20 protein-coding genes are annotated in these 23,276 nt (G+C 40.4%); 1 reads left to right on the forward strand and 19 read right to left on the reverse strand.

Annotation, left to right across the window (positions count from 1 at the left end):
- Positions 1-126 precede the first annotated feature (126 nt).
- From K5Q58_RS01190 to K5Q58_RS01205, 4 genes are all read right to left on the reverse strand, one after another.
- Positions 127-1,395 (reverse strand): glutamate-5-semialdehyde dehydrogenase, encoded by a 1,269-nt coding sequence (locus K5Q58_RS01190; RefSeq protein WP_220751749.1) that lies wholly within the window; start codon positions 1,393-1,395, stop codon positions 127-129.
- Positions 1,385-2,539 carry a glutamate 5-kinase gene (gene proB / locus K5Q58_RS01195; protein ID WP_220751751.1) on the reverse strand — a complete coding sequence of 385 codons (1,155 nt, stop codon included), beginning with the start codon at positions 2,537-2,539 and terminating at the stop codon, positions 1,385-1,387. Before proB ends, K5Q58_RS01190 begins: the two co-directional genes overlap by 11 nt.
- A gap of 277 nt (positions 2,540-2,816) precedes the next feature.
- The gene (locus K5Q58_RS01200; protein WP_220751753.1) at positions 2,817-4,106 is read right to left on the reverse strand and encodes an NCS2 family permease; all 1,290 of its coding nucleotides are present in this window, start codon (positions 4,104-4,106) and stop codon (positions 2,817-2,819) included.
- A gap of 842 nt (positions 4,107-4,948) precedes the next feature.
- A complete protein-coding gene (locus K5Q58_RS01205; protein WP_220751755.1) occupies positions 4,949-6,481 on the reverse strand; it encodes a leucyl aminopeptidase family protein in 1,533 nt (510 codons plus the stop codon).
- 238 nt (positions 6,482-6,719) lie between these two features.
- Between K5Q58_RS01205 and K5Q58_RS01210 the strand changes: the two genes are divergently transcribed.
- On the forward strand, positions 6,720-8,180 hold the full coding sequence (locus tag K5Q58_RS01210) for an aminoacyl-histidine dipeptidase (RefSeq protein ID WP_220751757.1): 1,461 nt from the start codon (positions 6,720-6,722) through the stop codon (positions 8,178-8,180).
- Between the two features lie 76 nt (positions 8,181-8,256).
- On the opposite strand, the gene dinB is transcribed toward K5Q58_RS01210, so the two are convergent.
- The 15 genes from dinB to K5Q58_RS01285 form a co-directional block, all read right to left on the reverse strand.
- Entirely contained in the window at positions 8,257-9,345 is a 1,089-nt protein-coding gene (dinB, locus tag K5Q58_RS01215; RefSeq protein ID WP_220751760.1) for a DNA polymerase IV, read from the reverse strand.
- A 413-nt stretch (positions 9,346-9,758) separates the two neighbouring features.
- Complete coding sequence (gene bfr, locus K5Q58_RS01220; protein ID WP_102528441.1) at positions 9,759-10,226, reverse strand: bacterioferritin; 468 nt, start codon at positions 10,224-10,226, stop codon at positions 9,759-9,761.
- 12 nt (positions 10,227-10,238) lie between these two features.
- Positions 10,239-10,709: a bacterioferritin gene (bfr, locus tag K5Q58_RS01225; protein ID WP_220751761.1), complete on the reverse strand. Its 471-nt coding sequence runs from the start codon at positions 10,707-10,709 to the stop codon at positions 10,239-10,241.
- Between the two features lie 425 nt (positions 10,710-11,134).
- Positions 11,135-11,356, reverse strand: coding sequence for a (Na+)-NQR maturation NqrM (nqrM, locus tag K5Q58_RS01230; protein ID WP_055023787.1), 222 nt, complete (start codon positions 11,354-11,356; stop codon positions 11,135-11,137).
- A 72-nt stretch (positions 11,357-11,428) separates the two neighbouring features.
- Positions 11,429-12,442, reverse strand: a complete 1,014-nt coding sequence (locus tag K5Q58_RS01235; protein WP_220751763.1) for an FAD:protein FMN transferase — start codon at positions 12,440-12,442, stop codon at positions 11,429-11,431.
- Between the two features lie 134 nt (positions 12,443-12,576).
- Positions 12,577-13,824, reverse strand: coding sequence for an NADH:ubiquinone reductase (Na(+)-transporting) subunit F (gene nqrF, locus K5Q58_RS01240; RefSeq protein WP_220751764.1), 1,248 nt, complete (start codon positions 13,822-13,824; stop codon positions 12,577-12,579).
- 46 nt (positions 13,825-13,870) lie between these two features.
- Positions 13,871-14,479 carry an NADH:ubiquinone reductase (Na(+)-transporting) subunit E gene (gene nqrE / locus K5Q58_RS01245; protein ID WP_153916808.1) on the reverse strand — a complete coding sequence of 203 codons (609 nt, stop codon included), beginning with the start codon at positions 14,477-14,479 and terminating at the stop codon, positions 13,871-13,873.
- Between the two features lie 5 nt (positions 14,480-14,484).
- Complete coding sequence (locus K5Q58_RS01250) at positions 14,485-15,117, reverse strand: NADH:ubiquinone reductase (Na(+)-transporting) subunit D (protein ID WP_055023682.1); 633 nt, start codon at positions 15,115-15,117, stop codon at positions 14,485-14,487.
- Entirely contained in the window at positions 15,117-15,911 is a 795-nt protein-coding gene (locus K5Q58_RS01255) for a Na(+)-translocating NADH-quinone reductase subunit C (RefSeq protein WP_220751766.1), read from the reverse strand. The genes K5Q58_RS01250 and K5Q58_RS01255 overlap by 1 nt, the downstream gene beginning before the upstream one ends.
- A complete protein-coding gene (locus tag K5Q58_RS01260) occupies positions 15,901-17,103 on the reverse strand; it encodes an NADH:ubiquinone reductase (Na(+)-transporting) subunit B (RefSeq protein WP_220751768.1) in 1,203 nt (400 codons plus the stop codon). Before K5Q58_RS01260 ends, K5Q58_RS01255 begins: the two co-directional genes overlap by 11 nt.
- Positions 17,103-18,437 (reverse strand): Na(+)-translocating NADH-quinone reductase subunit A, encoded by a 1,335-nt coding sequence (locus K5Q58_RS01265; protein ID WP_220751769.1) that lies wholly within the window; start codon positions 18,435-18,437, stop codon positions 17,103-17,105. The genes K5Q58_RS01260 and K5Q58_RS01265 overlap by 1 nt, the downstream gene beginning before the upstream one ends.
- Positions 18,438-18,867: 430 nt before the next feature.
- A complete protein-coding gene (locus tag K5Q58_RS01270; RefSeq protein WP_220751772.1) occupies positions 18,868-20,943 on the reverse strand; it encodes a TonB-dependent receptor in 2,076 nt (691 codons plus the stop codon).
- Positions 20,944-21,159: 216 nt separating this feature from the next.
- Positions 21,160-21,669, reverse strand: a complete 510-nt coding sequence (luxS, locus tag K5Q58_RS01275; protein WP_220751774.1) for an S-ribosylhomocysteine lyase — start codon at positions 21,667-21,669, stop codon at positions 21,160-21,162.
- Positions 21,670-21,974: 305 nt separating this feature from the next.
- Positions 21,975-22,274, reverse strand: coding sequence for a BolA family transcriptional regulator (locus tag K5Q58_RS01280; protein WP_220751776.1), 300 nt, complete (start codon positions 22,272-22,274; stop codon positions 21,975-21,977).
- Positions 22,275-22,426: 152 nt separating this feature from the next.
- The gene (locus tag K5Q58_RS01285) at positions 22,427-23,065 is read right to left on the reverse strand and encodes an alpha-ketoglutarate-dependent dioxygenase AlkB (protein ID WP_220751778.1); all 639 of its coding nucleotides are present in this window, start codon (positions 23,063-23,065) and stop codon (positions 22,427-22,429) included.
- Between the last annotated feature and the right edge of the window lie 211 nt (positions 23,066-23,276).

Consider the following 23,276-nt stretch of genomic DNA (forward strand, 5'->3'; position numbering starts at 1 on the left):
GATAGGCAAAACCTTGCCTGCTATTTCCAACCCTTAAACCGTAAAAGAAAAAAGCACCGAAATGCTTTTTATTGTGACAGCTTTGAGTCAGGTGCTATACGAGCTTAATCATTAACTCAATATACATTAACTGCGAGCAGTATAATCACCCGTAGCCAACCACTTATAGGTCGTTAATGCATCCAGTGCCATTGGCCCGCGAGCATGAAGTTTTTGGGTACTTACAGCAACCTCCGCCCCTAAACCAAATTGAGAACCATCGGTAAAACGAGTACTGGCGTTAACATAAACGGCAGCTGAATCCACTTGATTCATAAAGTGACACGTTGCATTAATATCATCAGACAAAATCGCTTCAGAGTGACCACTAGAGTGCTTACGAATATGCTCGATGGCGGTATCAATATCAGATACCACTTTTACACCTAGGGTTAATGACAACCATTCAGTCGAATAGCTTTCATCAGTAGCTGAATGAATTTCAAATTCTTGAGTATCAACCAAAACTTTGGTTTTATCACACGTATAGAAACTCACTCCTAAAGCTGACATCTGCTTAAACAATACTGGTAGAAATTCAGCTGCAACATCTTGATGTATTAACAAAGTATCAAGCGCATTACATACTGTAGGACGCTGCACTTTAGCATTGATAATCACTTCAGCGCTGCGGCTAAGATCAGCCATTTTATCAAGGTACAAATGACAGATCCCGATGCCGCCTAAAATCACAGGAATACTGGCTTTTTCTGCACATAAACGTTGCAGCGTTTGCCCACCACGTGGAATAATCATATCAACATACTGATCTAAGGTAAGTAATCCAGTTACCAGCTCTCTATCTGTTGAATTGATTAACTGAACTGCATTTTCAGGCAAACCTTGAAGGGTTAATGCTTTACGAATGACATCACTTAATACTTGGTTAGAAGTCAGTGTTTCTTTACCGCCACGTAAAATAACCGCGTTACCGGTTTTTAATGCAAGAACCGCAATATCAACAGTTACATTTGGACGTGCTTCATAAATCACCCCTACGACACCTAATGGCACACGGCGCTGAGTTAATCGCAAACCATTGTCTAATAACTGACTACCAGATTCACTACCTACTGGATCGGCAAGGTTAATCACATTATCGATATCAGCAATAATGCCGTTTAACCTTTCATTATCCAGTAACAAGCGATCAATCATGGCATCAGTTAAGCCATTGACTTTCGCTGCTGCGACATCTTTAGCATTTGCAGCAAGGATGGAATCACTGTTAAGTGATAGCTGCTCACTAATACAATGTAATAATTCAGATTTTTTTTGACTAGATAGATTAGCCAAGGCAAAGCTTGCAGTTTTTGCCTGCTTGCCTAATGTTTGTAAATACTCTTTATGAGGCATGTTTGCTTCCCTTAAATTGTTCGCAGTCTAATAACACCATATCGTTACGGTGGACTATAGAAGCGCCATAATCATAACCAATCAATTCTTCTATTTCATTAGAATGCTTGCCAGCAATTATCACCATGGCACGTGAACAATAGCGGCTTAGACCTTTTGCTATCACATTGCCAGATTGATCGGTCAATAACACAATCGCACCACGTTCGAATTCGCCTTCAATGCTTACTATGCCTTTTGACAACAGACTACTGCCTGTTTCGACAACCGCATGACATGCACCGTCATCGAGTACAAATCGCCCTTCTGTTGCAGGTCCTACTAAAATCCACTGTTTGCGATAACTTAGTGGATTCTTAATCGCGCTAAAATGCGTGCCTATTGATTCATTATTGGCAATTTTTGTTATGACATCTGGGTGATGACCTGAAGCTATCACCACCTCTACCCCAGCTCTTTTAGCAATGTCAGCAGCTTCTAATTTTGTAGCCATGCCACCAGTGCCCAGCCCTGATACAGCGCCTCCAGCTAACTGACGTAAGTTGTCATCGATGGTGGCTACGGTAGTGATTAATTTGGCATTTGGGTTCGATCTCGGGTCGGCATCGAATAAGCCTTTTTGATCCGTCAGCAACATTAGCAGGTCAGCTTCACATAGCAATGCAGCTCTGGCTGATAAATTATCATTATCACCCACTTTAATCTCATTAGTGGCGACAGCATCATTTTCATTAATGATTGGAATTATGTTGTTTTGCAACAAGACATTAATCGTATCGCCAGCATTCATGTAACGCTCAAGATCATGCAAGTCAGCACCAGTTAATAACAGCTGCCCTACATGCAAACCATAAATACTAAAGACTTCACTCCAAGCAAGAATTAACTGACTTTGACCTACTGCAGCAAGGAGTTGTTTGTGAGGTACGTCATCGGGGAGCTCGGGGTGCTGCAGGTGCTCACGCCCAGCTGCAATTGCACCAGAAGTACAAAGAACAACTTCAAAACCTGAACGCACTAACAAAGACATTTGTCTTGCTAGCTCAACCATATGTGCTTTATCAAGCTTATTACTGCCTGATGTGAGCACGCTGGTGCCTAATTTTATTACTACCCGCTGGTAAGACATTTGGTACCTTTCCAAACAAACATTTTAATGGAAGATTTTTATACCTAATTAGACCAAAGAATAATAGCTATCCTTGGTATTGTTAAATGAAATTCATGACTTAATTTATGATTCTGCACAAAAAAGGGCTATGCAATGCATAACCCTTAACAAATACTTAACTAACCACTTTATTTTAGCTTACACCTTTCAATTAACAAAACCTTTAAAAGGCAGGCTTTATAAATAAAGCCTCAATATACCACTGCAAGCAAAACACTAAACATTAACCAAAAACAAACAAGTCATATCATTAACCGTATACGAATTTGATTAAAAATAATGCTGCAATAAATACAATGCCAAGGTTAAGGTCTTTGAAACGCCCAGTAAGCAATTTAATCACAGCATAAGAAATAAAACCAAAGCCAATTGCATTGGCAATTGAAAAGGTTAATGGCATCAGTAAACAAACAATCACTACCGGTGCGGCTTCTGTTAAATCTTCCCATTCAACGTTAACTAAACCAGACATCATTAAGATTGCCACATAAAACAGCGCGCCGCTGGTTGCGTAAGCTGGCACCATTCCCGCAAGCGGGGCGAAAAATAATGCTAGCAGAAATAAAACTCCTACAACCACTGCCGTTAAACCCGTTCTGCCACCGGCACTGACACCAGCTGTACTTTCGATATAACTGGTTGTTGTAGAAGTACCTAAGCTTGCCCCTGCAATTGTTGCTAAACTGTCCGCACTTAACGCACGCTTCACTCTTGGTAAGCGACCTTGCTCATCAAGAAATCCACCACGCTGAGCCACAGCAACCAAGGTGCCTGAGGTATCGAATAAATCAACAAACAAAAAGGCAAATATCACCGAAATCATACTGATTTCTAATACACTCGATAAGTCCATTTTCATAAATGTCGGCGCTATAGAAGGCGGCATCGACACCACACCGTTGTAGGCGACATCACCAAATATCAGTCCTAATGCAGTCACAATAAAGATACTTAAAATAACAGCAGCTTTAAGCCCACGTTGTACCATAGCAATAATTAAGAAGAAACCTAATGCTGCCATTACTGCGGGGAACGAAGTAATGTCACCCATGGTAACTAATGTTGCAGGGCTAGCAACGACAATGCCCGCTGCTTTTAAGCCTATAAAGGCAAGAAACAAACCAATACCAGCAGCAATACCCAAACGCAGACTCATTGGAATGCTATTAACTATCCATTCTCTAATTTTGACCAAAGACAAGATTAAAAAACAAATACCAGACATGAAAACCGCACCTAACGCAGTTTCCCAGCTATAACCCATTTCACCAACAACGGTATAGGTAAAGAATGCGTTTAATCCCATACCTGGTGCTAATGCAATTGGATAATTGGCCACAAACCCCATGACTAAACAACCCACCGCCGCAGCTAAACAAGTCGCAACAAATACTGCACCTTGATCCATGCCTGCATCCGCTAACATCATCGGATTTACAAAAATAATATATGCCATGGTTAAAAAAGTTGTAATACCCGCGATCACTTCTTGTTTTAAATTTGACTGGTTTTCTTTGAGTTTGAACAGTTTCTCTAACATGAAACTTAAATCCTTGAAAAGGGAATTGAACGAATTGGGGTCAACCTTATTTAGCCTCTTCAAAATACTAAAGAATAAAAAGATGACATTTTAATGACGAGGATTATAGGTATTTATATGCCGTATAGCCATATTCACAATATAAACACTCATATTTGCTAGCAAGACAATTTAATCGTTTGATTCGCTTGAGTTCGTGATAGACAGGCAAAAAAAAAGCCTACTCAATGAGTAGGCTGACAAGTTAACAAGTTTTCCGGTATGGGGATGGGAAAACTGAATCACAATAAAGTGATAAAACTTCAAAATAAACTAGCAATAGAGAACTAGCTTACTGTTGTCTAAGATCGCCGTGAGGCGACAGAAAAAAGGGTTGATACGGGTAAAACTTACAATCAAGGATGGGTTAGCCCTTGAAGGTCATGGCATATAAACCACCAGCTAAAGCATCAGAACTTAACCAAGTGTTTTGCCAATAAATATATTGATTGCCTGTATAAGACATAGTAAATACTCCAAATAAAGTTGTTTAAAACCTAGTCTTGCTGGGCTCGGTTCCTTGGAACTTACTTTTCTCAATCCATTGAGACAACTTACTTACTCGATTCCTTGGAGACTTTATCCTTCCTGGATGAACTAGAATTGAAAAGCACCGTGCTCTTCAACGAGAGTAATAATACCAAAATGTAATTTTATTACAAGTATTATTTAAAAATAATTTAAAAACAGCCAAAAAAGAAACTAAATTACATTTAAAGGACTGTAAAAATACCAGCGGCTTTGTTACTTACGCAACAGAGCCACTATATATAGTGTTTGATTAAACTTTAAGCTACCACAGGTTAGATTGTAACCTTATGTAATAAAGTTACCAACGGTGAAGCAGTAGGTTTACCGTATAAAGGGTGACCTTCTGTGGCACTACCCGCAATATCAATATGTGCAAAAGGCAGAGGGGTTTGCGATTGAGTCCCATGTTCAGCTAAACCCGATGCATTAATCAAAAAAGCAGCAGGATATTGATGTCCGCGGGCTGTTATAGCAGATGGTCCGTTATTCGATGACAACAATTCACCTTGCCCTGATATATTGTTTACTTTAGCAAAATCATCATGACGAAGACGAGAAAGCTCAACCGACTCCCCCCATTGATCTGCAATTGCCGCAATACCTTCACCAATGCCCATCTGCTTTGACACCGCATTTTCAACTACTGCAGTATAACCGCCATAACAGCGCACTACATGACCTGTTAATGTAGCAACTGAAAATAGTTGCGGGTTCACAGCTGTTACCGCCTTTAATCTTAAATGTGATAATAAGTCTGCTAACACTAAACGCCCTTCAGCATCAGTGTTACCAATTCTGACTCGAACACCTGCATGACTATTGATAATTTCATCAGGTACAAAAGCATCACTGCCAATACTGTTTCTAACCAAACCAAGCTCAGCAATAACACGAATACCTTTAGGCTTTAAAATCGATAAGGTTTTCATAAGTCCAGCAACGGCTGCTGCGCCGCCTTTATCTCGGCTCATGCCAGCCATCCCGCCAGCGACCTTAATATCTGCACCACCGGTATCGTAAATCACGCCTTTTCCTGCAAATAAGAAGGTTTTTTCAATTTCGCCTTCTGATGCATATTCAATTTTAACGACTCGAGGTTGATGTCTTGGAACACAAAATGACGCTCGTCCTACTGCGCACAACAGAGGGTAATCACGCTCAAGCTCCTCTTGTTCCTCAACAACTGATACACTCAAGCCGCTGCCTTCAAAAGCATCAACGCAATAGTCAGCAAATGCTGGTGCAGCCATTCTTTCTGGTTCAGTTCCGCATAAGTCACGAGCAAGTACTTTGCCGCTTTCAACTGCATTGAGTAACTCACTGCAAGATTGAGTCACCAATAATCCTATATTAATCATTGCTGGTGAGCTTTGTTCAGCTTCGCGATACTCAAGTGATTGCCATAACTCTTGGCCGCAAGCTAAAGCCGAAACTTGCTTGGCATATTGATAACGAGTATCACTATGTTCACTGACCACAAGTAAAGGTTTAACTGAACCAGCGGCTTTAGCTATGGCAATACCTTCTCGGGCAGCTTTAGCAAATACGGTCACGTCACTATATTCGTTTTCAGCATTGATAACCGGCGATACAATTAAACGACCGCCAGCAAGTCCTGGGGCTAATAATAATGTTGCGCTGCGTCCAATACGTTGATCAATTTGTTTAGCATGATTGGCGAGTAGCTTGATTTCATCCTGCGCTACATTGTCTAAATTAGAAGCGACAACAATCACGGCATCCCAGCCATGTCCTTCAAAAATTGCTTCATCACTCTGAACGTCTACTAGATCCACTTGAAACATGAGCCTTCCTTTTTAGTATTTTTTATTAAGGTATGAACAGTCTGCTTTGAACAATAAATAATAGCGAGTAACCATCATCAAAGTATATAAATTTAAAACCTTACGAGGGTTAATATTTATTTACATATATTTGATAAAGAGCAAACAATCAAATGGCCACAGATCACAGTCAAACTTGCTTGATATGCTAGACTGTTGACCATCTATTCCCACCTCAAAAACAAATAAGGGAGTCTTCGTGACAGCGATCAATCAATTATATCCTCAGCCTCTATGGCAATGGTTTGAACAGATTTGTTCAATTCCGCATCCTTCAAAATTCGAACAAGCATTAAGTGAACATATTCAGCAATGGGCTAAGTCAAAAAGCTTAAGTGTTGTCGAAGACAAAGTGGGAAACCTCATCATTAAAAAGCCTGCTTTTCCAGGTATGGAAGATCGTAAAGTTGTGGTACTTCAAGCCCACATAGATATGGTGCCGCAAAAAAACGCCGACAAAGAACATGACTTCGAGAAAGATCCCATTGAAGCATACGTTGATGGCGAATGGGTTAAAGCCAATGGCACGACCTTAGGTTCAGATAATGGTATTGGTATGGCATCAGCTTTAGCAGTGCTTGGCGCAGATGATATCAAACACGGCCCATTAGAAGTGTTACTGACCATTGATGAAGAAGCCGGTATGACTGGCGCTTTCGGTCTTGAAGCAGGCATGTTGGATGCGGATATTTTAATTAATACCGATTCTGAACAAGAAGGCGAAATTTACATGGGTTGCGCAGGCGGTGTTGACGCTCAATTAAGCGTGCCAATGTCTTGGCAAGCCCCTGAGCAAACCAACGCAAGCTTTAGCTTGACCTTATCAGGGCTTAAAGGTGGTCACTCTGGCGTGAACATCCATTTAGGTCGCGGTAATGCCAATAAGTTACTTGCCCGCTTCTTATTTAGCTACGCTGATGACCTTGCTCTAGAGCTGGTTAATTTCACTGGCGGATCACTACGTAATGCCATCCCTCGTGAAGCCAGCATTAGCTTTATGTTACCAAGTGACAACCAAGCAAACCTTGAACAAGCGATAAGTGAGTTCCAAGCAATTGTACGCGCAGAATTATCAATTGCCGATCCAGATATGCTGCTAACACTTGCAACAGTGGATGCGCCAGAAAAAGTCATGAGTGAAGATGCGCAAAACACCTTAATTGATTTACTCCACGCATGCCCTAACGGCGTAATGCGCATGAGTGATGAAGTTGAAGGCGTAACTGAAACTTCATTAAATGTTGGTGTTATCAACACTGAAAATGAATCTGTTGAAGTGTTATGTCTAATCCGCTCATTAATTGATTCAGGTCGCGTTGAAATTGAAACTCAATTAACTGCACTTGCCAATCTTTCAGGTGCAAGTATTGGGCTATCTGGCGCTTACCCTGGTTGGAAGCCTGATAATAACTCCCCTGTTATGGCCATTGTTCGTGATACTTACAATGACATCTACAAAAAAGATCCTACTATCATGGTCATCCATGCAGGTCTTGAATGTGGACTATTTAAAGAGCCTTACCCAACAATGGATATGGTCTCGATTGGTCCTACGATTCGCTACCCACACAGCCCAGATGAAATGGTTAACATCACCACAGTGGGTCAATACTGGGAGCTACTATTAGCTGTACTAGAACGTATTCCAGCTAAAGACTAGGTTTCGAATTAGAATTCAATTAAAAGGCTGCCATTTGACAGCCTTTTTTATTAGCAAGTTTTCAGTCACCTTAATCTTAAAAGTTTAAATCTAATTGCTCACTACTACGTGATTGTTCAGCAGTTTCAATTACAATATCAGCAAGTCCAACGGAGACGCCCACCAAACGGATCCCCCTGCCATTAGCTCGCTCTAATGCTTGTGTCAGTAGCTCTTGAAATAAATTAACCGAAATCTCATCACTTCTATGCTCAATCGTGGTTTGTTTAAAATCATTAAACTTAAGCTTCACCACTTGTTTATGGATCTGTCTGTCTTTAGCACTTCGGTGCACCCTAGCAATCAACTCTTGAATAAGTTGTGGCATGACGTTATTACATTGCTCAAGAGTGAAAATATCTTGCGCAAGTGTCGTTTCAACCCCTACTGATTTTCGAATTCTATTTGGACTAATCAATCGATTATCAATACCTTGAGAACGCTCTATTAAAACACCACCAAACTTACCAAATGCCGTAATTAACTTATCACTTGGGTACTGCTGCACATCGGCACATGTATTCAGGCCTAATGCGGCCAACTTAGCCGAGGTAACTTTACCTACTCCTGGAATTTTATTTAATGTCAGAGGCTTAACAAAATCTGCGATGGCATCAGGCGGGATCACATACTGGCCATTGGGTTTATTTAAATCAGACGCTATCTTAGCTAAGAACTTAATCGGAGCAACACCTGCCGATGCTGTTAAGCCAGTCACGTCAAAAATTTCTTTACGAATGGCCTCTGCAATCAATGTAGCACTGCCCTTACACTCCTTACAATCAGTGACATCAAGATAAGCCTCATCTAACGACAGTGGTTCAACTAAGTCAGTGTAACGATGAAAAATTTCACGAATTTGCACAGAAACAGATTTGTATACATTCATACGCCCAGGCACTAATGTAAGATTTGGACACAATTTAAGTGCCTGGTAACTCGACATGGCAGAGCGCACTCCAAATTCACGCGCTTCATAATTGCAGGTACTGATGACACCTCTACGATCACTTCTCCCACCTACTGCTAAGGGCTTACCTCGAAGCTCAGGAAAGTCGCGCATTTCCACTGCGGCGAAATAACAATCCATGTCGATATGAATAATTTTTCGTACTGAGTTTGTCATCGTTAATCTATATCTGTTGCTGAGTCATCATTAGTTTGAGTGTTGTTCCATCAGCTATTGGTGTGGCTGACTTATCCGATGCAGCTTATTGGTCATTAGCGCTGTAGTATCTTGTGTAATGTCTGGCTTAGTTAATAACTGGATACTAGTGCCCACTAAGCGACTAAAAGAAGATAATAGCCAAAACATAGAAGTTTGTACATAAAACACTGTATATAAAAACAGTACCACTATTTATTGTTCAATGAGTTAATTATAAGTTTCTGTTTTAGTCGGTATCAGTTATTACCCCTCAAAAAATATCTACAAAAAAGCCAAACTGAAAAATAGACACAAAAAAGCCCAACATCGTTGGGCTAAGTATGATGACTTCGCGCGGCAAGCTAGTTTTTAATTAGCTGCCTGATAGAAAACTACATTTTTGTCTGTAGGTAATTCTGTAAACCAACGCGATCAATCAATCTAATTTGTTTTTCTAACCAGTACATGTGATCTGATTCAGTATCATCAAGTAATACTTCTAAGATTTCGCGAGTTTGGAAGTCTTCTTTGGCTTCACATAGCGCTATCACTTCACGTAAATGATCTGCAACTGCGTATTCATAGTTTAGGTCGTTCTTCAGCATTTCTTCAACGTCTTTACCGATGTTTAATGCTTCACGGCTTGCAACATCAGGTGTGCCTTCAAGGAACAAGATGCGCTGAACAAGCTTAGCAGCATGGGCTTTTTCATCATCAGACTCATGAAGAATACGCGTGTATAGTTCGTCAAATCCCCAATCTTCATACATGTGAGCATGTACAAAGTACTGGTCCATAGCCGACAATTCACCGGTTAATAGTGCGTTAAGCGCTGCAATGACTTCTGGATTACCTTTCATGTTAATTTCCTATTAATCTTTAATTTGTGATTGAAGGTAGTTTTGAATACCTGTTTGATTGATCAATTCTTTTTGAGATTCAATCCAATCTAGATGTTCTTCTTCATCTTCGAGTAAATCTTCTAATAAGTCGCGGCTAACATAATCGCGCTCTGCTTCACACAACTTGATAGTTTCACGCAATACCACTAATTGTTCAGTTAGCGCTTGCTCATCACAATCAAGCATTTCTTCACAGTGCTCACCAATACGTAATTTGTCTAACTGTTGTAAGTTAGGCAGGCCTTCCAAAAACAATACACGCTCAATTAACTTGTCAGCATGTTTCATGTCTTGAATCGACTTTTTGTATTCTTTTTCATTGAGGTTTTCTAATCCCCAATGCTTAAACATGCGCGCATGCAAGAAATATTGGTTAATTGCAGTTAACTCACAAGTCAGCACACGGTTTAGCTGACTAATTACTTTTGGATGGCCTTTCATGATTTTGTCCTTTAAATGCAAGATTGATCTGGATCAATTTCCAACAGAATAGTACATACGTTCACAAAACACAAATACCCTTTAAAATCATAAACTTAATTATTGATAATCATTATCATTATAACTTAGGTTATTAACTAGGTTCATAAATTCCCGATGCTAACTATCTTCAATAGAATCACGCCTCTATGGAAAAACGTCAATTATCAAACATGCGTAAAATCACAAAAATCAGTGAAATTGTTAATTGAAAACACCTCAAAATAGTTTTGTAAAGTTTGTATCTCACTGCATAGTTATTTCCTGAAAAAAAATCCAGATAAGCAAAAGCTCATCTGGATTTTATTTTTGACACCTTCTTGTTAAAGAAAATGCCAATAGAATTTTTCACTAGTCCACTGTGCCAATAACATGGCTAAAAGTGATTAAATGATGCGATTTTGATTTAACTTTGCTTCTCGCTCAGACTCAGCCATACGGCGTTTACGTTTATCACATGGGTCATCGCAGTCACAAGCTTTTTCAATACCTAATACACCTAAACCACCGCAGCTTCCTTCAACTGCTTTTCTCTTGATGATATAGCCAACAGACATCAATAGAAAAAATAATAACAACACAACGAACGCTGCAATAAAGGTACTCATAATGTTCTCCAACTTTTTCTTCTGATCTGGAAATATCGCATAGTGAAACTCATCGTCTTAATTTTGCCGCATTTATTGAATGTACGGTGCAAATGCTTCACTGTAAAACACATCATAATCTTCACCATCTTTTTCAATCAGCATCACTGGTAAGTGCTGATCGTGTGCCAAAGCTAATGAAGCCTCAGTACCTAACACCATCATAGCAGTCGCATATGCATCTGCAGTCATACTGCTAGGGTGCAAGACAGTAACAGAGGCTAGCTTATGCTTAATTGGATACCCTGTGCGAGGATCGATTAAATGCGAAAAGCGTTCGCCATTTTCTTCGTAATAAATTCGGTAGTCACCAGATGTTGCCAGTGCCATGTTTCCTGGTTCAACAACTTGTTGAACCGACGCCCCTTCTGTTGAAGGTTTTTCAACAGCGATACGCCAAGGCGCACCATCATCTTTAACGCCTTTAACGCTGATTTCACCACCGATTTCGACTAAGTAACCTTCTACTTGGTACTTATCTAGTAAGTTCGCTATTTTATCGACACCATAGCCTTTGGCTAATGATGATAAATCGACATATAAATCAGGGTTAGTTTTAGTCAGTTTTAATCCATTAATAGTAAAACCGTTAATATCGGCTTTGGCTTTCACTCTTTCAATGGTTTCTGCGCTTGGTATTTCAGTTGGACGTTTATCTGGCCCAAAACCCCATAAATTGACTAATGGGCCTAGGGTAATATCAAGTGCGCCATCAGTAACATCATAGAGTCGTAACCCTTCTTTGAAGACTTCTATCGTATCTTCTGAAACGGTAATACTTTGATTAATTCCAAGCTGATTAAATTTTGATAATTCAGATCTCGGCCTATAAGTCGACATTTGATCATTCACCAATTCAAGCGCAATATCGATTTCAGCTTGCAGTAATTGTGTCGTTGGTAAACGGTCATTACGTACCACTTTAATATGGTAAGTAGTGCCCATCGTTTTTCCAGCAAGTGACACGATTTTATCTTCAGTTCCACAAGCTGTTAGGAATAATAAAACAAGGGATACAGCAATCGATTTTATAGCAATCTTTATCATTTCAAACTTCAAATTAGTAATATCTAAAATAAAAAATTGCAGCTTACTAACTAGAGTGACCTCCGTGTCAGCGAGCTGCAATTTATGACGTTCAATGTCTTTTGGTTAATTGCTAATCTTTAAGGATTAACGCATTAGCCACCAAAGTCATCGAGCAAGATGTTTTCATCTTCAACACCTAAGTCTTTAAGCATACCGATTACGGCAGCATTCATCATTGGAGGTCCACACATGTAAAACTCACAATCTTCTGGTGCATCATGGTCACGTAAGTAGTTTTCGTACAATACGTTATGAATGAAACCAGTGTAGCCATCCCAGTTATCTTCTTCTTGCGGATCAGATAATGCAACGTGCCACTCAAAGTTTTCATTGGTTGATGCTAAACCGTCAAAATCTTCAACATAGAACATTTCACGCTTAGAACGAGCACCATACCAGAAACTCATCTTACGCTTAGAGTTAAGACGCTTAAGCTGGTCGAAGATGTGTGAACGCATTGGCGCCATACCAGCACCACCACCAACAAACACCATTTCAGCATCTGTTTCTTTAGCGAAGAACTCACCAAATGGACCAGAGATAGTGACTTTGTCACCTTCTTTTAGGCTCCAGATGTACGATGACATTTTACCACAAGGTAAGGTCAAATTACGTGGCGGCGGCGTAGCAATACGCACGTTCAACATAATGATACCAAATTCTTCTGGATAGTTTGCCATTGAATATGCACGAATGGTCTCTTCATCAACTTTTGATTCTAAGTTGAAGAAGCCAAAGTGCTCCCAGTCGCCACGGTATTCAGCAGGAACATCAAAATCTGCATATTTAACATGGTGAGCTGGTGCTTCAATCTGAATGTAACCACCGGCGCGGAAAGGTACAGATTCATCACCAGGAATTTGCAGCTTAAGTTCTTTAATGAACGTTGCTTTGTTATCGTTTGAGATAACTTCACATTCCCATTTCTTGATGCCGAAAATTTCTTCATCAAGTTCGATGTCCATATCAGTTTTAACGTTAACCTGACAGGCTAATCGACAACCCTGACGAGCTTCACCTTTGCTAATATGATCAAGTTCTGTAGGTAGAATATCACCACCACCAGACTTAATGTTAACGCGACACTGACCACATGAGCCACCGCCACCACAGGCACTTGATACGAAAATACCATTATCTGCTAACGCACCTAATAGTTTATTACCCGCACCTGTTTTAATTGCTTTATCGCTATCATCATTGATTGAGATAGTGATATCACCGCTAGCGACTAACTTAGATTTAGCGAATAAAATCACTAAAACTAAAATCAGTACGATAGCGGTAAACATACTCACACCTAGATAAACATCTATTGGAGTAGCGTTAAGAATATCCATTAACTTTATCCTTTAAGGTTCAAATTAATACGTCGTAAGGTTTCTCTTAAAGAGATACACCTGAGAACGACATGAAACCTAGCGCCATTAAGCCTGAAGTGATGAAGGTAATACCTAAACCACGTAAGCCTTTTGGCACATCAGAATACTTCATTTTCTCGCGAAGACCTGCTAGCAATACGATTGCTAAAGCCCAACCAATACCAGAGCCAATACCGAATACTAAACTCTCGCCAAGGTTGTAATCACGCTCAACCATGAATGAAACTGCACCAAAAATCGCACAGTTTACGGTGATCAATGGTAAGAAAATACCTAACGCGTTATACAAAGGTGGAAAATACTTATCTAACGCCATTTCCAAAATTTGTACTAAAGCAGCGATAACACCGATGAAGGTAATGAACTTCAAGAAGCTCAAATCTGCATCAGGAACACCAGCCCAAGCAAGCGCGCCTGGTGCTAATAATCCTTGGTAGATGATTTGGTTAACTGGTACAGCAATGGCAAGAACCACAATTACTGCTACACCAAGGCCCATCGCTGTGGTGACTTTCTTAGACACAGCTAAGAAAGTACACATACCCAAGAAGAAGGCTAATGCCATGTTCTCAATGAATATCGAACGAATTAACAGACTAATATAATGTTCCATTGCGCTTACCCTTTTGCTTCTACTTGCTCTGGCTTATAAGTACGAATAATCCAGATCAACATACCGATCAAGAAGAACGCACTAGGAGGAAGAAGTAACAAACCATTTGGCTGGTACCAACCACCGTCAGAGACTTTGCTTAGGATTTCAACGCCAAATAACGAACCGTTACCAAATAGCTCACGGAAGAAGCCAACTGATAATAGGATTGCACCGTAGCCTAAGCCGTTACCGATACCATCCATGAAGCTCATTAAAGGAGGAGTTTTCATCGCATAGGCTTCTGCACGACCCATTACAATACAGTTAGTAATAATCAAACCAACAAATACTGATAACTGCTTAGCGACGTCATAGGCGTAAGCTTGCAGCACTTGGTCTACCACGATTACTAATGAAGCAATAATGGTCATTTGCACAATAATACGAACACTACTTGGAATGTGATTACGTAAAATCGAAATAAATAAGTTCGAAAATGCCGTCACCGCAGTCAACGCTAATGTCATTACGATGGCTGTTTCCATTTTAGCGGTTACAGCTAGCGCACTACATACACCCAAAATTTGCAAAGCAATTGGGTTGTTGTTAATGATAGGTCCAGTTAGAACCTGTTTAAGTTCTTTAGCATCAGCCATTAGCTCAGTCCTCCATTGCGTGCTTTTTCGATAAAGCGTGCAAAACCTTCTTCACCTAACCAGAACGTAAGTGAATGCTGAACACCATTACTTGTTAGTGTTGCGCCAGATAAAGCATCTACGCCATGAACTGAAGAAGCAACAGTTGGGATCTTAGTGACTTGAATAGCTAACTCGCCATTGTCATCATAAAGTTTCTTACCTTGCCACTTAGCAACCCATTGTGGGTTCTGAACTTCACCACCTAGACCTGGCGTTTCACCAGAACCGGTGAAGTCGTAATACACTAAGCTACGAATAGTATTCATATCAGGTTCAACGGCTAAGAATGCAAACATGGTTGACCATAAACCGTATCCTTTAACAGGAATAATAACGGTTTGCAGTTCATTGCTATCATCTTTAACAAGATAAACAACACCTTGGTTTGCTACGCGCTTCACTGATGCAATATCATTTTCAGGCTTGAAAGATGTTGCTGGAGTACGTGCTGCTTTTTCAACATCAAAAGTATCAGCATCACCTTCTACGAAGTCACCTGATTTTAAATCAACTAGGCGTGCTTCAACATACTTGTTGTATGTTTCGATGATAACTTCTTTCTCTACTTTACCGGCTTTAGTATCCACTAAGCCTGCTGCTTCAAGAATGTACTTTTGCTTATCTAGCAATTTATTTTGCTGTTGAGTCGGCTTTAATAACACTGCTGCTGTCGAAACAAACATTGAGCAAACAAAGCAAAGACCAACAACAACAAATAATGTTTTGCCGATTGATTCTTTATTACTGGCCACGTGAAATCCTCCGCTTAACATTTGCTTGAACCACAAAATGGTCAAATAAAGGTGCGAATAAGTTAGCGAATAGAATTGCTAACATCATGCCTTCTGGGAATGCTGGGTTAATAACACGAATAAACACTGCCATGGCACCAATCAGAAGACCGTAAGCCCATTTCGCATTATTAGTGAATGACGCAGAAACTGGGTCAGTCGCCATAAACATCATACCGAATGCAAAGCCACCTAAAACTAGATGCCAATACCAAGGCGTAGCAAACATTGCATTAGTATCACTACCGATAAGATTAAGCAGAGTTGAAACTGCAATCATACCCAGTAACACACCAGCAATAATGCGCCAAGAAGCAATACGGGTATAAACGATAACCGCGCCGCCTAATAGGATAGCGAAAGTAGACACTTCACCGACAGAACCCGGAATGAAGCCAAAGAATGCATCCCACCAATCTTGAGTGATACCGTATTCTAGTGTGCCCTGTGCAGCTTGGCTCAGTGCAGTTGCACCAGAGTAACCGTCAGCCACAACCCAAGACGTGTCACCAGACATGTTTAGTGGGTAAGCAAAGAATAGGAAAGCACGACCGGCTAATGCAGGGTTTAGGAAGTTACGACCTGTACCACCAAACACTTCTTTAGCAACAACGACACCGAAGGTAATACCTAGTGCAACCATCCATAATGGAATTGTTGCTGGCAGCGTCAGAGCAAAAAGAATCGATGTTACAAAGAAACCTTCGTTAACTTCGTGGCCACGTACAGAAGCGAATAATACTTCCCAAAAACCACCAACTGCAAAGGTCACTGCATAGATAGGTAAGAACCAACAGGCGCCGTACCACATTAAGGCAGCTATGCCAGAGTCTGCTGTTAGCTCAGTACCGAATAAGCTAAATAGGCTGACTTGCCATACATCAGGAGTAGCAAAACCAGCAATAAGCGCATCTTGAGCTTGTAAGCCAACGTTGTACATACCAAAGAACATCGCAGGGAAAGTACAGGCCCAAACCGTAATCATCATACGCTTAAGGTCAAGGTTATCACGCACGTGCGTGCTACCTTTGTTTACTTTACCTGGAGTATAAAACACAGTAGCTGCCGCTTCATAAAGGGCATACCACTTTTCGTACTTACCGCCTTTTTCAAATTGCGGTTCAATACGCTCGATAAAATCTTTCAAGCTCATTAGCCTTCCCTCTCGATCGTATCTAAACAATCACGCAGGTATGTACCGTAGTCATACTTGCCTGGACATACGAAGGTACATAATGCCAAGTCTTCTTCGTCTAGTTCTAATGCGCCCAGTGCAGCTGCACCGTCATAATCACCAGAAACTAAATCGCGAAGTAACATTGTCGGTAAGATGTCTAACGGAACAACACGTTCATAGTTACCAATCGGCACCATTGCACGGTCAGAACCACCAGTACTGGTGGTCATATTGAACAGACCAGTACGGTTTAAGTGACCTAAGAAAGCACGAGTGATAGAGAACTTATCGCTGCCAGGCATTGCCCAACCGAATAATTCTTTTTCAGTCCCTTCAAGCAACAAACTAATTTGTTGATGATAACGACCAAGGTAAGCGTGAGGACCTGCTGCTTGACGACCACTTAATACTGAACCTGAGATAACACGAACCGTATTACCTTCAACTTCACCAGCAGTGATTTCAGTCGTGCTTGCACCTAGAACCGTACGAATTAAACGTGGGTTCTTAGCTTCTGGGCCACCAATAGCGATAACACGTTGAGTGTTAAGTTCGCCTTGAGTAAAAAGCTGACCGATTGCAATCACATCTTGATAGCCAACATGCCACACAGTGCGTGTTGCAGATGCAGGAAGTAAGTGATGAATATGAGTACCCGCTAAGCCAGCTGGATGTTTACCAGCAAACTCTTCAACTTGAGCATTCCCTGAAGGAATATCTGCACCAGGTGCTTTAGCAAGGAACACTTTGCCTTCAGTCAATTTAGCAAGGAGGGTTAAACCGTTTGCAAAATCTTCTTTGTGCTCAGCAATCACAATTGCAGGGTCTGCAGCTAGTGGTTGGGTATCTATTGCGGTGACGAAAATACCAGCGGCGACAGAGTCGACTGCAGGTACTTTACTGAAAGGGCGAGTACGCAAAGCTGTCCATAGACCTGATTCAATCAAGTTCTCTTTGACAACAGCTGCATCTAACGTGTTTAAAGCGTCAGCGCTGTATTGAGTAAAGCTGACTTTATCGTCACCTTCCACTTCAATTACAACTGACTGAAGTACACGTTTCGCACCCCGGTTAATTTCTAATACAGTCCCACTAGCTAAAGCAGTATATTTTACGCCTAGGTTTTTTTTATCTTCAAAAATAACCTGGCCTTTCTTAACTTTTTCGCCAACCTTGATTTTCATCGTTGGACGTAAGCCAATATACTCTTCACCCAAAGTGGCGACATTCTTAATGGCTGGGCCATTATGGATAACTTGCTCTGGGCCACCTGCTAGAGGTAGTTCCAATCCTTTCTTTATTGTAATCATATCCACAAGCACTACGTTTGAAGGAAAGACAATGCGCCGCGTTCCTACCCAAAAAAAACAAAGTGTTAACAAACACTTCAGTGTTGAGCTAGCGCAGATTTATCACGGAAATGCGATCGCAATCACGCTGGTCGCGCGCATTTTACCCCAAAATGTGCGCTATCGCCACGAAAATAATAGGTGATTGAAATTTATGATTGTTCATTTTTAAACAATTACACCTATTTAGGGTGTGGAAAAGACTGATATCAAGCGATCCGATGCAATAATTCAGTAACAAGAGCACTATAGCATTAATTTTAAAAGAATTAATACAAGAAGTGGTTTATCTATTTTTTAACAAATGTAGCAGTTAGTATGGGCTTAAACCGCCCATACTAAAGCACTTTTAAAACAGTTAGGTAGGTAATATTGAGGTGATTGTATTTTTTTAGAAACGCGCTTGATAGCCTAAGTAACTCAACATTTCACCTTGAGAACTTATTCCCAGGGAAGATTGTTGGCTCACTAAATCTTCATCCAGTACATTTTCTACGCGTAAATAAATTTCATGCACTTCTGAGATATGATAATTGGCAGCAATATCTACTTTCCATTGCTCATCTATTTGCTGACCACCATTAAAGGCTGTCGCATAGCCTAGCTCTGACTGATAAAGACCTTGCGCCATAAAACTGAATTTACCGACGATAATGCCACTACTTAACGCTAATTGTTGCTCAGGCACCCAAGGCAATTGCTCGCCTTCCACATAAAGCCCAATTAAGTCATTAGTCCCTGACTCACCAAATTCAGCTTGACTGTATTGGTACTGAATTGAAATTGGAATTGCAAAGCTGTCGAATGCAAACTGATAGTCAGCGGATACATCAACACCGTTAACACTAACGTCCTCAATGTTCTCTTGAACGTAGCGCTGCGAATAATCACACGCCATACTCCACATACAGCTAATATGCTGATTATCAAAATCTTGCATATATATGTTCACACCAAGATTAAGCGTGTCAGTCTGATAAGTTAGCCCTAATTGATACTGCATTGACTCTTGAGCTTGTTGAGTAGCATTACCAGCAGCTGCAGCGCTCCAAGCTTGTTTAGCAGCAATTGCTGCTTTCCAAGCACCTGTAGCATAAGCAATTTCAATTGATGGGATCCAACCATCATCAGAAAAGTCAGCAGCTTCAATTCCGTAAGCTTCAGTACTCACTTCACGAGTGGTGCTGACATTTTCAAAGGCAAGGCCTAAATTAAATGACAAGGCGCCATAATTTAACTTTGCATCCGCTGTGGTAGTGAGTACGTTGACATCATCAACATACGCAAGCACAGCTTTATCAACATTAATGCTAGAAAGGCTTCTATCGTCACTCCATAACCAATCTTGCTGACCAAATTTCATTTCAGCTTTATCGGAATGATAAAGCGCGCCGTAAGTTACTTGATGTTCACCGTATTGGCTCGTTCCTTCAGTTTGCAGTCCATAACCCGCATAGTGGTTATCTTCTAACATTGAAGAAAGATTATTGCTGCCAACAGGGTTCATATCAAAATCAGCAATGGTTTGTAATTCACTAAGACCAATAAAGGTGCCGTCCAATGAATTAAGTTGAGATTTTTGTTCATCATAAGATTGATAGTAAAAGTCTGACACCATTTGAGTGCCACCCGTTAAGTCGACGATATGACTAACTTGATATTTATGGCGCTGGCCTTCTTGTTTGTCGTTTTGAGTCGCTGAATAGCGAGTGCCAGGATTAGTCGCCCAGTCCTGCGCCGTTAGGCCAATATTCGAGAAGCCACTATCTGAATTTGTATATTGATACATAAACTCAGTTTGTTGTGGATTACGAGCGCCCACTAAGCTGTCGGCATTAATCTTAAACATAATGTCAGTTTGGGTTTGTTCGTCATCAAAGCCACTGACGAAGCCAATTTCTTGAGCAGTGTTTTGATAGTCCACCGCTAGCATCATGCCGTATTCTTTATTTAAACCGCTGGCAATAGCTCCTACATGGCCATCGCCATTTTCATTGATCTCGATATTAGCTCGGCCACCAAGTTCTGCAGAACTAATTTGCGCACTGGTGTAATTGACATGGCCAAATGCGCCCATCCCACCTTTAGTGACATCGCTTAAACTCAAGGTCGATATTTTACTTTGCAGAGCTAAATTGGGCTGAAGTACCAGTTGAGGTGCTGCATAAGGAGAGGGAGAAAAGCTCACACGATCTTGAGTGATAGCAATACCATTCATCGCGCCGCGATGGGTCACGTCTGTCGCTTGACCATGACTATTTGGTAAAACAGTCATGCCTGAAAACGCTAACGGAATTGTACTATCTCGATAATGTAACGGAGCCGTCTGCGGCTGATTTAGTACAACAGTATTGTTTGACTCATCCATTGAAGCAGTAACTGAGGTTGCTGCAAAGCTTGAACCTGAATGACAAACAAAAAGCACAGCAGAAGCAATTACAGACAAGCTGAATTGACTTTTAGACATGATTAACTCCCAAAATACATCACCAGCATCGTATATTTCGATGCTTTATTGTTATGAATAACATCCTATTATCAACTGATAACAATAACGTCTTCAAACAAATAAGAACAGTATTTTAATAAAAAATTAACCACTTAAAAACAAAGCGGCAAAAGCCGCTTTTTATAAAAAAAATCACCGTAAAAAATACAATCTAAATTAAATCAAAAATAATACTTAGAGTGTACGTAAAATGTCATCACTCAGTTTCAAGTCGTCATTACGATTAACGCTAACGCCTGCAGCAATTATCGCACGTGCAATATCTTGGGCTTGTTCAAGCGAGTGCATTTCAAAGGTGCCACATTGATACTCATTTAACTCAGGAATTTCAGTTTGCTCAACAACATTGAGTACATCTTCCATCGCAGCTAACCAAGCGTCAGCTACAATGCGCTCAGATGGCACACCAATTAGGCTCATATAAAAGCCGGTACGACAACCCATTGGTGAAATATCAATAATCTCAACACTGTCACCATTTAAATGATCACGCATAAAGCCTGCAAACAAATGCTCTAATGTATGAATACCACGTTCACTTAAAATGTCTTTATTAGGTGCACAAAAGCGTAAGTCAAATACTGTGATGGTGTCACCTTTAGGTGTACTCATATGCTTAGCGACACGAACTGCTGGTGCTTCCATGCGTGTATGGTCAACGGTAAAACTATCAAGTAAAGGCATTACTCATTCCTTAAGGTTGGTAAATAATCTGCTTGGCATCATAGCATCAAAATTAACTGTGAACAGCTATGCACTAAGGCTGAAGATACTCATGGTTACCAGTACAAAATGACAAGTTGATGACACAAGCAAAATCTGGGATAAGTCGTCGCACTAATTCTAAGGGCTGAAGTATATTTAAGACCAAGTTAACAAGGAAACAGAAAGGAGTTTTAGGCAATAAAAAACCCCATACAGATATGAGGTTTTAGATAAGGTTTAAGCAATCAAAAATTAATATCTACTCTAACTTTAAAAGAGAAAAATTAACCTTTACAGTTTGGCGTTTTAGGCACTGCATCAAGGGCTTTCCACTCTTCTTGAGTGTAAGCATTAATCGATAATGCGTGAACACCATTAGCCAATTCTTCAGCCAAAACACCATTGACAGCGCGGTGGCGTGAGATTAGACGTTGTGATTCAAACTCGTCACTAACGACAACGACTTTAAAATGGGTCTCTGAGTTTGGTGGCACATGGTGACGATTGCTTTCATTAAGCACGTCTAGATGGATGGGGCTAAAAGACTGGTTCAGTTTTTGGGTTATCACTTGTTCAACTGACATAACGAACTCTTTTTATCGACATCTGAAAGTCTGAAGACTACTGTTTAATGTTTTAAAAATCAAACCGACTTCGACTCAATAAGATCTGTTTGGCAAAAAATTGTTACAGCGCAAACCAGCTCACTTTTCATCCTATTGTATCAAGGTGAAAATTATTCATGAAAACCAACAATTAACTTGCGAAAGGTCAAATTGATTCTAGGCTCTAATACTTTCACTCTTTTTGGCACACTGTGTTGCCATTTTTGCTGCATATCGCCATGCATGATTAACATATCGCCTGACTGTAGCTCAAATACTTGCTTTGCTTGCGTGAGTTTGTGCCTCAATACAAAACTTCGTGTTGCCCCCAAACTAATAGATACAATATCACTGTTAGTCTCAATTTCTGGCTCATCATCACTATGCCAGCCCATACTGTCAAAACCATTTTGATAGCGATTAACCAACACCCCATTAGTCTCAATATTAAATTGCTGATATAACAGCTTTCTTAATGACATTAAGCCCTGTGGCCAAGGTGTTGGGGTAATCAAGAGTGAAGAGTATCGATAAGCGCAACCAGAATCAGCAAACCAAACTTGACTTCGCGGAATAGGATGCTGCTTACCAAATACCGTGATGACAGGCTGTTCAAAAGGGTACGTTAATGACTCTTTTAACAATAACTTCTGCTGTCCATTAGTTAAAAAGCCTTTAATAAACGTCACTGGCGCATTAAGCTGCTCAGTACTACGACTGACATTTATTGCCTCCTTTTCTGTTATTAACTCCAAGCCTAATTGTTTCATTGAAGATTTACCCTTTGATTTATAATGCCTTTAATCTTTGACAACCTCATCTTTGTGGCTAATTCTTTAGAATATAAACAAGTATTTTTACATATTCATCATATTCAGATTCTTTATATTATGAGAATCTTAAATTGGGTAACACACCTATTTGCTCCGGTGCTAACTTACCTACTCTAACTTCAGCTTCAAAACGTTGCTCTTGCTAGAA

Source organism: Shewanella sp. KT0246, from assembly GCF_019654955.1.
Classification (GTDB): domain Bacteria; phylum Pseudomonadota; class Gammaproteobacteria; order Enterobacterales; family Shewanellaceae; genus Shewanella; species Shewanella goraebulensis.